Below are 12,291 nucleotides of genomic sequence, written 5' to 3' on the forward strand. Positions count from 1 at the left end.
CGTAGCCGGATACGAAGGGGTTCCTATGAAGGTGTATGCGGGAAGTGAGATTCGCAACGTTGCAGTTGTCGGGCATGCGCATTGTGGGAAGACATCATTGATTGCGGCGATGCTGCATGTGGCAAAGATGACCCCAGAGCTTGGACGTGTCGAGGACGGTTCAGCTGTTACAGCCTATGACGAAGAAGAAGTGGCCAGGCAGACAACGATGTCGAATGCAGTGGCGTTCGCTGAGTGGAGCGGTGTCAAAGTTAATCTGATCGACACGCCGGGATTTCACATGTTTGTTCACGAGGCACGCGCAGCTATGATGCCGGCTGAATCTGCTCTTGTCGTCGTCAACGCATGCTCGGGCATTGAGACCATGACGGACCGTGTGTGGCATTACGCGATGGAGGTCGCACTCCCGCGCGCCATTGTTGTAAATCAGGTAGATCATCCAAAAGCCGATAGCAGAATGGGTCGAAAGCAATTAGTTGAGGCGATGCAGACAAAATGGGGGCGTCAGGTAGTTCCAGTTGAGCTGCCTATCCTCGACGAGAAGGGTTTCCACGGAGTTGTGGATCTAATCACGATGCAGTCTTACCTGTACGAATCTGGAGGCAATGGGAGAGGCGAGCCGGGATCGATACCGCCGTCCCTGGAAGAGGATGCCCGGAAGGCCCATGAGGAGCTCGTGGAACTGGTTGCCGAAGGGAAAGATGAATTAATGGAGGAGTTCTTTCGGGTGGGGACGATCCCGGAAGAACATCTGACAAATGCGCTCCATGAGGCAATGCGGGAGGACAGGATCTTCCCGGTGCTATACACCAGCGGTCTGAGAAATATCGGCACGGATCATCTGCTGGATTTCCTGAAGCAATATGCTCCGGCAGCAGTAGAACGTGAACCGATCGCAGCGCGTGCTACCAGTCTTGCATCCGGGATCCATGAAAACGGTGAGATGAACCACGGCTTCGCCCAGGAAGAGATCGTGATGCGGCACATTGCCGATAGTGAGCCGCTGGCCCTTTATGTGTACAAGACAATGACAGACCCCTTTGCCGGGCGTATCTCGTTCTTCAAAGTTGTCAGTGGGATAGCAAAGAACGACACGGCAGTCGAGAACTTTACGCGGCATGAGATGGAACGGTTGCTGCATCTATCGGTGATGCAGGGGCGCCGCCCGACCGAGATTCAGGAATTACACGCGGGCGATTTGGGCGCCGTCCCCAAGCTGCGTTCCACGCTCAGCGGAGACACGCTTGGAGATAAGGCGCACGAGATATTCTTCGAGCCGGTCGCGACGCCAGAGCCGATCATGACTTACGCGATCGAACCAAAATCCAGGGGAGATGAAGATAAATTGGCTCCCGCGCTGCACAAGCTCATGGAAGAGGACCTGATGGTCCGATTCTTCCGCGACCCAGCTACAGGAGAGTTCCTGGTAGCAGGGGCTGGGCAGACACACATCGAGACGATAGTTTCGAAGCTAAAGAAGCGATATCACACAGAGGTCACTCTCAAGGCACCAAAGATCCCTTACCGCGAGACGATCCGTGGTCACAGCGAGGCGCAAGGAAGACACAAGAAACAGACAGGAGGCCACGGGCAATTTGGCGATTGCCACATACGGATAGAGCCTTTGCCCCGCGGCAGCGGCATCGTATTCGTCAACAGTATCTTTGGTGGCTCAATACCCAGGCAGTTCATCCCCGCGGTAGAGAAGGGCATCTATGAGTCTGCAGCGCGCGGTTTCCTTGCAGGCTATCCGGTGGTGGACTTTAGGGTGACGTTGTTCGATGGAAGCTATCACGACGTAGACTCAAGCGAGATGTCGTTCAAGCTAGCCGCCCACCTTGCATTTCGAAAATGCATGGAGCAGGCTAAACCGGCTCTTCTGGAACCAGTGGTGCGAGCCGAGATCGAGGGACCCGACGAATTCGCCGGAGCCTTGATCGCCGACCTCAATGGTCGCCGTGGCCGAGTACAGGGGATGGAGAGCGCAGGTGCAGGAACTTTAATCCGCGCTGAGGTGCCGATGTCTGAGATGTTGAACTACGGCGCGGCTCTTACCGCCATTACCCAGGGTCGGGGCAGCTTCCGAATGGATATGGATCACTACGATATTGTTCCGCAGCAGATGACTGAAAAGGTTGTGGCAAACTGCCGCAGGCCAACAGATCTGGACAATTAGCATGCAAGGAAGCCGCTACCATCAAAAATTACGCGGAATCTTGACTATAGCTTTCGAAATTCGGCGACCGCAGCGCTGCAATCCAACGCCAGAGAGAATTCGAGCATCCATCCCATAAAGTTCAGCGGGAAGGCTATTGTCTGTAAAGATCTGGATATGAACGAGCCCCTACGTCCTGCAAAAGCTCCAAGCCCCTGGCTCGAGCGTCTGCGGGCGCTTCGTAATGTTCCCCCTGTGCTGCACATCTTGTGGGAATCTGGTCCCTGGGTCGTCACCTGGGGTTTGATTCTGCGTGCCATCGTGGCTGTGCTCCCTTTTGGTATAGCCAAAGTTGCTGCATTCATTCTTCAGGACATTGCCAATGTTCTGCATGGACAGGCCTTACCCTCGAACTTCTGGACCCTGGTCGCTACTGAAGTAGGGTTGAATGTCGGGATGGGGCTGTTGATGCGCGCAATCGACTATACCGATGCGTTGCTGGCGAACCGTTATACGCAACATGTAAGCGTGCGTGTGATGGATCAGGCGGCAAAGCTGGACCTGACCACTTACGAGAATCCCGTCTTCTACGACAGACTGGAGAGGGCCCGCGTTCAGGCGACTGACCGTCTCGTTCTGATCCAGCAGCTCGGCCGGTTAATTCAGCAGGTAATTACGACTCTTGTCTTCTCTGCCGCGCTGGCCTTGGCTTCGCCGTGGCTGGTGCTCCTATTGGGACTCGGGGTTCTCCCCTCTTTTCTCGGAGAGACGCACTTTGCGTTTCTTGGATATGCGAAGAACTTCCGCCAGACGACGGCCAAGCGTCAGATGGACTATCTGCGCCAGGTTGCCGGCAGCCGCGAGGGAGCCAAAGAGGTCAAGCTCTTTGGGCTCCATCGGTTCTTCACCGATCGCTTTAAGACGCTTGCCAACCAGATCTATCGGGAGGACGTTGAGCTGGCGCGATCCAAGCTGTTGATCGGCGGCCTCCTCGGAATCATTGGCACGCTCGGATATTACGGTGCCTATATCTATGTCATCTGGCGAGCTCTTCGGGGCGGGTACGATATTGGCCAGTTCTCGTTTCTGACCGCAGCCATTCAGCAGGCAAGCTCGAACCTGCAGCAGGTCTTCTCAACAGCCTCAGGAATCGCCGATCAAGCTCTATTCCTTACCGATCTTCTGGCGTTCTTCGAGATGAAGTCGATTGTTGACCCGAATCCCAACGGTCGGCGAGTCCCCGAACACATTACACAGGGTTTCGAATTCAAGAATGTCTCGTTCGCCTATCCAGGAACTACTCGCAATGTATTGAAGAACTTCAGTATGAAGCTCCGTCGCGGTGAGCGTATTGCGCTTATCGGTGAGAATGGGCAAGGTAAAACTACCGTAGTCAAACTAATTACACGTCTCTACGATCCAACAGAAGGCCAGATACTGTTGGACGGTATCGATTTGCGCGAGTACTCTCTTGAGGATCTGCACCGGAATATCGGTGTCATCTTTCAGGATTTCGTCCGCTTCGAAATGACAGCGCGCGAAAATATCGCGATCGGGCGCATCGATAGCGTTAACAGTCAGCCGGAAGTAGAGAGTGCTGCGCATAAAAGCCTTGCGGATACCGTGGTTGCTAAACTGGCTGGAGGCTACGACCAGATGCTCGGTCGCAGATTTGAAGGCGGAGTCGAGCTGTCGGGCGGGGAGTGGCAGAAGATTGCTCTCGCCCGCGCATATCTCCGCGATGCGCAGCTGCTCATTCTGGACGAACCTACGGCCGCGCTGGATGCACGCAGTGAGCTCGAGGTCTTCGAACGGTTTGCAGAGTTGACGGAGGGCAAGATGGCTTTGTTGATTTCGCATCGCTTTTCCACCGTTCGAATGGCAGACCGTATCGTGGTCCTCTCTGGCGGTCGCTTGATTGAAGAAGGAAATCATCAGCAGCTAATGGAAGCAGGCGGCGTATATGCTGGCATGTTCGAGATGCAGGCAGCCAGTTACCGATAAGCGACATCAGTTATCGACGGGATAGGCAGCTCCTTTTGAGATATCTAACGATAGAGAGTTAGAGGGTTCGATGGCATTGTCTGAAGATTTAGCGTCGGCGCACGTTGCACCCCTTACGGCACCAGTGCAGGAGACTGCGGCAACTGGTCTCCCTGAGGAGCCGACCATAGATGAATCCGAGCTGCGGCGACATGCGGATGAACTTTCGCAAAAGCTGAGAGGACAGCTTCCGGGAAAGAGCCAGGAAGATCTGGTCCGCTATCTCGAACATCTGCGTAAATGGCTGGCAGCGCGTGTCCCGGTCTGGAAACAGGGCACATCGACCACTGAGCTGACCCCTAAGCTTGAGCTGGTTGAGAGTGCGCGTATGTTCGAGTCTGTCATCCCGCGCGGAGAGGGAGCCGCCGCTACTTTCAAGGACGTTCCCGTTGCAGATTTACCGCCAGTCGGGCTGCTTCCACAGGTGATCCACCTCGCAGGCAGTTATCTGACCGCAGTGGACGGAATCTGGTCGCCGCGATCGCTTTCTATCTATGTAGAACAACTGCAGCATCACCATCCGCTCCAATTACGGGAGATCGAGCTGTTGCCGGACGCGCTTAAGATCGCACAGCTCGAGTTCCTTTTGAATCTGGCGGATGCTGTATTCGCAGCGGGAGAGATGCCGCCCATCGAGCAGTCGCCCTTCTCTGCCCCGATTCACAGTTTGCGGCGGATGAACCAGATTGAGTGGAGAGACATCCTTGAGCCTCTCGTGCCATTCGATGCCGTTCTTAGATTGGACCCGGGTGGCGTGTTTGGCCGGATGGAGGAAGAGACGCGTGCAGCTTACCGTCTGCGCGTCGCTGAGCTTGCTCGACATGCCGATACCAATGAGGTTCAGACTGCTCAAATTGCCCTGGAGTTAGCCCAGGCTGCCGAACGAACAGAGTTTCCAGATCCGCGAATGGCAAAGAGGAAGTCGCACATCGGCTACTACCTGGTTGCAGATGGTATCCGTGAGCTCAAGGTTCGTATCGGTTTCCGTCCTTCACCGACCGAACGTTTGCGGGAATGGGTGGGAACATACAACGAAGAGTTCTACATATTGGGAACTTTCGTCCTGGCGCTGCTACTGATCACGGCGATCATTCTGCCGTTGGTTCCGCATCACGATTTCTGGCCGGTGATGGCGGCGCTATTACTGGCTCTCTTACCTGCAACGCAGGGAGCCGTCGATCTGGTAAACGGTCTTGTCACCACCCTCATGAAGACCGAAGCGCTGCCGAAGCTTGATTTCTCCAAAGGCATTCCCCAAGAAGCTGCAACCCTCGTTGTCGTTCCCACATTGTTGTTGAACGAGCAGCAGGTTCAGGACCTGCTGGACGAACTCGAGGCTCGCTATCTCTCCAATCAGGACGAGAACCTGCACTTTGCCCTGCTGACGGACCTTCCCGATACTGCTGCGCGTCCTCCTCAGGTCGATGAAGGGCCGCTAGTCGATATGGCAGCCCGAGCGATCGATCAGCTGAACAGGAAGTATGCGGGACGGGGGGCGGGCTCGTTCTTGCTTCTTCACCGCCATCGGGCCTTCAATGCACGACAGGGCGTATGGATGGGGTGGGAGCGGAAACGAGGTAAGCTTCTCGATCTGAACCGGCTTCTAGAAGAAGAGCATGACAGCTTCCCTCGCAAGGCCGGTCCTCTCGGCGTGCTGGAACACATCCGCTATGTGATAACTCTTGATTCGGATACGCAGCTCCCTCACGGGACGGCCGCGAGAATGATCGGGACGATCGTACACCCGCTGAACCGGGCGATCATTCATCCGAAGCTTCGCATCGTGACGGCGGGCTACGGCATCCTGCAGCCTCGCGTAGGTGTGAGTGTCTCGTCGGCGTCACGATCGAGACTGGCAGCGCTTTACTCAGGGGAGACAGGATTCGACGTCTACGCGCGGGCGGTTTCAGACGCCTACCAGGATCTGTTCGGAGAGGGAATCTTCACGGGAAAGGGCATCTACGATGTCAGCGCTTTCCATCAGGTTTTGAATCATCGCTTTCCGCGCAATGCGCTTCTCTCGCACGATCTAATTGAAGGAGCGTATGCGCGCGCAGGCTTGGTCTCCGATATCGAGGTTATCGACGACTATCCGTCTCACTACTCCGCGCACATGAAGCGCAAGCATCGGTGGGTGCGAGGTGACTGGCAGATACTTCGCTGGCTGTTCAATGTTGTCCCTGATGAATACGGAAAGCTCGTACTGAATCCCATTAGCACGATCTCACGCTGGAAGATCCTGGATAACCTGCGGCGCAGTTTGATTGAGCCGATCGTGTTTCTCCTGTTCGTCTTCGGCTGGTTCTTTCTACCGGGTGGAGCGCTCTATTGGACGGTCGCCGTCCTTCTGCTCGTCCTTCTGCCGGGCCTGGTACAGCTTGGCTTCAACGTTAGCAGAGCTATCTTCAAAGGGAGTTTTGCAGCCCTTCGCGATGGACTCCTGACGTTCATCTCTTCGCTCTCTATCACGCTGCTCAACCTGATCTTTCTGCCGCACCACATGCTTCTATCGCTCGATGCTATCGTGCGCTCGTTGGTGCGACTCTTCCTCTCCGGGAACAATTTGTTGGACTGGGAGACGGCGGCCCAGTCGGAGGCCAGCGCAGGGCGAGGTTCGCTGGATACCTACCTCAAACTTTCTCCGCTGATCTCTCTCACGATTGCACTCGGGCTTGCACTGGCTCACCCGGAAGCGCTCTTTGCAGCGGCACCTGTCCTTGTCTTGTGGGCGCTGGCCCCCGCGGTAGCGACCTGGGTTAACTCCCCTCCTCGTGCTGTGGAAGGACCCCTCAAGACCTCAGACCGCGAGTTCCTGGAGCGTCAGGCACTCTTGATCTGGCGATACTTCGCCGAATTTGGAGGGCCAGAGAATCACTGGCTTATTCCCGATAATGTGGAGGAGAAAGATACCCATCAAGTAAGGAAGCTCTCTCCAACAAATCTTGGAATGTTGTTGAACGCGCGCCAGGCTGCCTGCGAGTTCGGCTTTATCACGCCGGAATGGTTTGCCCAGGCTACTCTCGGTACGTTCGAGACCTACGAGCGTCTCGAAAAGCAGCGGGGCCATATCTATAACTGGTACGACATAGAGACGCTCCAAGCGATCTCTCCAAAGATTGTCTCGGCGGTCGACAGCGGGAACCTCGCGGCGTCATTCTATTCACTCCATTCCGGTGCGCTGGAGCTGTTGAAGAAACCGCTGCTGCCGGAACAGTGGACCTCACAAAACAGCACGTCTAGCGCGGGGGCAGCTCAGGAATGGGTGGAAGAAGAGAGACGTCGATGCCGCCTAAGTTGGGAGAAGTTCGTGGAAAGCTATGCTCCCTGGCAGTCCAGCCGGTTTGAAAGTCTTTTCAAAGGAGCGACATTGGTAGCTCCACCTGACCCGCTGACTCTTGCGAAGGCGGGCGGCTACACGAACGATCTCGAGGCAAGGCTTGCGACGGTATCCGGCAGTGCAGATGTGCAACGTTTGGCTGCCGAACTTCGGGAGTTATTACCTGCAGCCAGGGAGCGGATCTCCCAGCTTTGTGCGGACCTGGAGTCGATTGCGGATAGAGCAAACCGGTATGCAGAGGCGATGGAGTATGGCTTTTTGATGGTCAAGTCCAGGAAGCTGCTCTCCATCGGCTACGACGGCGTAACTGGGGAGCTATACGGCGCTTGTTATGACTTGCTTGCTTCCGAGGCGAGGATGGCTTTCTTCCTCGCAGTCGCAAAGGGCGACATTGACCAGGAGTCCTGGTTCCGTCTGGATCGTTCGCACGTTTTGGTAAAGGGCCGAGCCTGCCTGCTCTCGTGGACGGGAACTATGTTCGAGTACATGATGCCCGCTCTGTGGATGCGTCCCTATGCCAACACCCTTATTACACAGTCTTTGGAATCTGCGGTTCGGATTCAGAGAAATCACGTCAGGAACATACCTTGGGGCATCTCGGAATCTGGCTTCGCAAAGACTGACGATTCAGGCCGCTACGGATATCAGGCCTGGGGAATTCCTCAAATCGCGCTGAAGTATGGTGCGGAGGACGGCCCCGTCATCTCTCCGTATTCCAGTTTTCTTGCACTTCCGCTCCTGCGCGATGAAGCCGTGGCCAACATCCGTCGAATGGCATCGATGGGATGGGTTGGAGATTACGGCTTTTGCGAAGCTGCCGATTACACGGAGAGCAGAGAACCCCGCATCGTGCGTTCCTGGATGGCACATCATCAGGGTATGAGCCTGCTCGCCATCACCAATCTGCTGCACGATGGAGCCTTCCAGCGATGGTTCCACGCTACTCCGATCGTTCGTGCAACGGAGCTGTTGCTGCACGAGAAGCCACTCAGCAAAGAGTCTCGCGAGGCTCTGGATGAGGCAGTAGTTGCCAAGCCGGAAGAGAAGGCAGCAAGCACAAACAGCCATGCCAAGGTCGCCTAATGTCCTTCGCAATCCCTGTGCATGCCCGATTAGTTAATAGTTTCTGAATCCTGCCAACTTCATGGCGCGTGGCATCTCGCCATTCGCCATGAAGTGGTCCCACACAAAACCAGAGCGGAAGTTTTCCATCATAAGTAGACCGATTCCCTGGTCGATTCCGAGCACATCGGCGTCGTACCAGGCAAGGTCTGGATGAAATGCGTCACAGGGACCGTATCTTCCCCACGCATACTGGCCAAACTTATCCTTCAACGAGCGCAGTACGCGCAGGCAGTCCTCGGGCAGAAAAGGCATAGATCCCGAGGTCGCGCACGGAACCACCGTTCCATCGATCGGGCCCATGAGTGGAGGGCCTCCCCAGGCGGTGTAACCATGCATCCAATCAGACGCTGTGACCCCCCAGTAATCGTCCGTATAGCCTCGATTCAAACTCATACAGAAGGCTTTGTGCGCTCGAACAGCCGTTACCGAGTTAACGAAGTAATCCGCATATGAGTCTCTTTTGCGCCGGAAGTCGAACCAGGCGTGGGAGTACAGGTGAATGAACAGAGGATCTGGTCCACTGATGTATCGGAATTTTTCAAATCTGGTGCGGGGCCGACTGAAATTCTTCCAGAACAACGGATCAATGGGATGCGTGGGAGAGCCAATCGCCAGCAGATACATCATCATCATCTCTGCATAATGATCCCATCGGGGCGTCAGAAATCCTGTAGCTGGGAGCCATCCTAGCGCAAAAGTTTTCCCATTATTGAGCATCCAGGGCCAGTCGACCCGGTTGTAGATCTGGGTGGCGAGATCCGTGATCTTGGGATCTCTGAAGTAAGCCCGGCACGTCAGAATTCCGCAGAGCAATATCGCCGTGTCAATGGGGGAAACCTCGATATTGAGTAGCGGAAGGCCAGTCTTGACATCATTGAAGTGGTAGTAAAAGCCATGCTCGGTGGGCATAGGCTTCAGGTGGAACTGCAGCGTCGCGAGCACGCGGCGGCGGATTCGGTCTGACGGGAGATACCGTCTGCTGTCAGCAATGCAGAGCGCAGTGAGGCCAAAGCCTGTGGCCGCGATACTCGATGCAAATCGAGGATCGAGCTGGCCGGGCGGAAGATGATTATTGGCCCGGTCAAGCACTTGACCAGTGGCTGGGTCCGCCTGCTCGTAGAAGTAGAGGCAGGCCTGGCGCTCCATCTCATCCAGAAAGGCTTCGGAGTCTGGATCCAGTTGGGCAGAACGTGGTGCAGCCCAGAGATGCTCATCCAACAGAGCAGGAAATGCCACACCGGAGGCCAGTGTCCCGCCCACCAACTGCATCGCACTTCGCCGCGTGATCTTGCGGGAAGAGGCAGCTTCCGTGCTTACGTTCCTGTGATTAATCTTGAGCCCGCCCCACACTCTAAAGTTTAGCGCTTAGCCTTTCCGTTGCTGATAACTACCACGGCGAGCCCCTGTGGTGGGACCTTGATACTGAGCTTCCCATCTCTGACCATCACCGACTCCGGCGGTGCGGCCTTTCCCGCTTCACGCAGCCGGACGATCTGCTTACGTGAAGGAAATGCGGGACGCCCCATGGCGTCATATGTCGAGATTACATTGCCATGAGTCTCGTCGAGCCGAAGAACTGTCGCGTTCGCATTGGCCGGTGCGCCTGCTAAGTGCAGTGTAAACTCCCGGTCCGGACCGCGGGTAGCTGGCGGTTTGGTGTAGGCTGCACCCGTTCCATCCGGCGGAGCGTAGTTCCACAGGGCGACTACGACTGCTCCGTCCGGGCGGCGAGTTGCCAGAGCAGAGTCGGACGCAACCGGAATCCGCTGATTCCCCAGCTGATGCAGCATGGCGAAAGCATTGAAAGCCGGCTTGCGAATCTGGTCTTCGGCAATCAGGCCGAACCCACCGTAGAAGGGACTTCTTACAACTCCCTGCTCCTCAAATACGTCGGAGAAGGTCCAGTAGCTCATGGCCTCGGTAAGGCCATCACACTGGCTGATCGTCGTTGCAAGCCACGGCCCCATGTAGATTGAATCGGTTACATTCGGTTCGTTGGCGTAACTGGCGTTGTATTCACTGAAGATAAGAGGAGTAGAGGGAAGCGGCGACGAGGCAATCTCGTCATGAACCTTCCGGACAGATCGGCACACCATCTTGTCCCGGGGAATTTCCTCATCTGTGTGAAACACATCCTTCGCCGTGTCATTGGCATACACGTGGCTTGTGACGAAATCGACGGGGATGTTCTTCTCTTTACAGTGACGGAGAAAATCTCCGGCCCATGCAGCCTGTGCTGTGGATGGGCCTCCAACACGAAGCTTCGGGTTGACCTTTTTGATCGCCAGAGCGGTGTGATCGTAGAGTTCGAAGTACGTCGCCTGCGCTGGTTTTCCTCTCCAGAAATCGATGTTTGGTTCATTCCACACTTCAAAGTCCCACTGAGAGACTTCTTCGATTCCATAACGGTCTACCAGGTGCTGTGCAAAGGCGGTAATCATCGCGTCCCATTGAGAAAAGTCGCGCGGCGGGGTGACGTTTGGCTTGTACCAGAACGGGTGCTGGGATTCCGGGTCGGAGGCCATCTTGCGAGGCATAAAGCTGAGTTCTACGAATGGGTGAATCCCCTCATCCAGAAGTCCGTCATAGATCTGATCGATGTAGGAAAAGTTGTAAACTCCCGAATTATTATTTGTGTCGGCCGGCTTAAGATCCTTCATCTGGGCGAACTGGATTGGCTTGCGGTCCGGATCGTACAGGCCTACTTCATCTCCGAAGATTGCGTGAAAGCGCACCGAGCGGAAGCCGGTTATTTCTTTTACCGATCGCAGATCCTGTCTATAGCTGTCGCGCAGTGAAAGTACCGCACGCCCTGAGCCGAACATCGTCTCCCAAAAATGAGGGAAAGGAGTGGTCTTTGCACCGGCATCAACTTTGATGATCTCAGCTTGCGGCGTTGACGTATCGCCTGGCGTCTGCGCGGCGGTGAAGCTCGCCAATCCAAGGACAAGCACAGCAACGCGCATTGACGAATGCCTAACCGGATATTTCCTTGAGCAGGCCATCATGAATACAAAATATCTCCGCAACGATAATTTCATGCTGTAGATAGGATGCGATCACAGATGGAGCGATCGTTCTTTTTCAGGACCAGATTCGGGTTGGAACTTGCAAGCTGCTCAGGAGTGCCACTATTCTGTGGCAGGTTCCGATCCCTGCACAACCATCGCGACACCTCGAACTTCCGGTCATCGAACGAATTGAGACTCGCATCAGGAGTGACGTCCGTCTCATCCCGCAATTGCCAAGTTAATCATCTCGGTTCTGATGGCGCTCCGGCAGGATTGATGGAGCCGGGTACGATGGAGTTCCTTCCTTCCTTCATCCTCAGTCCTCCACCTTCGCTCCGCCACACAAAGCAAAAGGATTGCTTTCGACTGGTTGCCCTCAACAGCCTCTATCCTCCGGTTCTGAGCCCACTGTTCAGACCACTTGCTCGCCAGTAGAGGTGACTCACCTTTCTGGAACGAGTGTCACACTGACGTCTCCTTTTCTAGAAATGAAAGCTTGACGAATATTCCTCCGCTGATGCTTAATTGCAGGCGCACTTTCACATCCGGTTTAGACAAACGTTTGTCTATTTTGAACTACAGCTCCCATCAGAGGTGCGGGAACGATTTAGGCGGGTGAA

The 12,291-nt window shown here is 55.3% G+C and carries 5 protein-coding genes; 3 read left to right on the plus strand and 2 right to left on the minus strand.

Annotation, left to right across the window (positions count from 1 at the left end; all coding sequences use genetic code 11):
• Positions 1–25: 25 nt before the first annotated feature.
• From JAO29_RS15795 to JAO29_RS15805, 3 genes are all read left to right on the plus strand, one after another.
• Complete coding sequence (locus JAO29_RS15795) at positions 26–2,176, plus strand: elongation factor G (RefSeq protein ID WP_334269211.1); 2,151 nt, start codon at positions 26–28, stop codon at positions 2,174–2,176.
• Between the two features lie 156 nt (positions 2,177–2,332).
• Complete coding sequence (locus JAO29_RS15800; RefSeq protein WP_334269212.1) at positions 2,333–4,159, plus strand: ABC transporter ATP-binding protein; 1,827 nt, start codon at positions 2,333–2,335, stop codon at positions 4,157–4,159.
• Positions 4,160–4,229: 70 nt separating this feature from the next.
• Positions 4,230–8,618, plus strand: a complete 4,389-nt coding sequence (locus tag JAO29_RS15805) for a glucoamylase family protein (RefSeq protein WP_334269213.1) — start codon at positions 4,230–4,232, stop codon at positions 8,616–8,618.
• A 33-nt stretch (positions 8,619–8,651) separates the two neighbouring features.
• Here the strand turns inward: JAO29_RS15805 and JAO29_RS15810 are convergent, their stop codons facing one another.
• Complete coding sequence (locus tag JAO29_RS15810; RefSeq protein WP_334269214.1) at positions 8,652–9,929, minus strand: glucoamylase family protein; 1,278 nt, start codon at positions 9,927–9,929, stop codon at positions 8,652–8,654.
• A gap of 89 nt (positions 9,930–10,018) precedes the next feature.
• On the minus strand, positions 10,019–11,626 hold the full coding sequence (locus JAO29_RS15815; RefSeq protein WP_334269215.1) for a GH39 family glycosyl hydrolase: 1,608 nt from the start codon (positions 11,624–11,626) through the stop codon (positions 10,019–10,021).
• Positions 11,627–12,291 lie beyond the last annotated feature (665 nt).

It is taken from the genome of Edaphobacter sp. HDX4 (assembly GCF_036877565.1).
GTDB lineage: Bacteria > Acidobacteriota > Terriglobia > Terriglobales > Acidobacteriaceae > Edaphobacter.

Bases quoted from the DNA above. Each gene is read 5' to 3' on its own strand.
- JAO29_RS15800 (WP_334269212.1), top strand. From the start codon at position 2,333: ATGAACGAGCCCCTACGTCCTGCAAAAGCTCCAAGCCCCTGGCTCGAG.
- JAO29_RS15810 (WP_334269214.1), bottom strand. From the start codon at position 9,929: ATGCAGTTGGTGGGCGGGACACTGGCCTCCGGTGTGGCATTTCCTGCT.
- JAO29_RS15795 (WP_334269211.1), top strand. From the start codon at position 26: ATGAAGGTGTATGCGGGAAGTGAGATTCGCAACGTTGCAGTTGTCGGG.
- JAO29_RS15805 (WP_334269213.1), top strand. From the start codon at position 4,230: ATGGCATTGTCTGAAGATTTAGCGTCGGCGCACGTTGCACCCCTTACG.
- JAO29_RS15815 (WP_334269215.1), bottom strand. From the start codon at position 11,626: ATGCGCGTTGCTGTGCTTGTCCTTGGATTGGCGAGCTTCACCGCCGCG.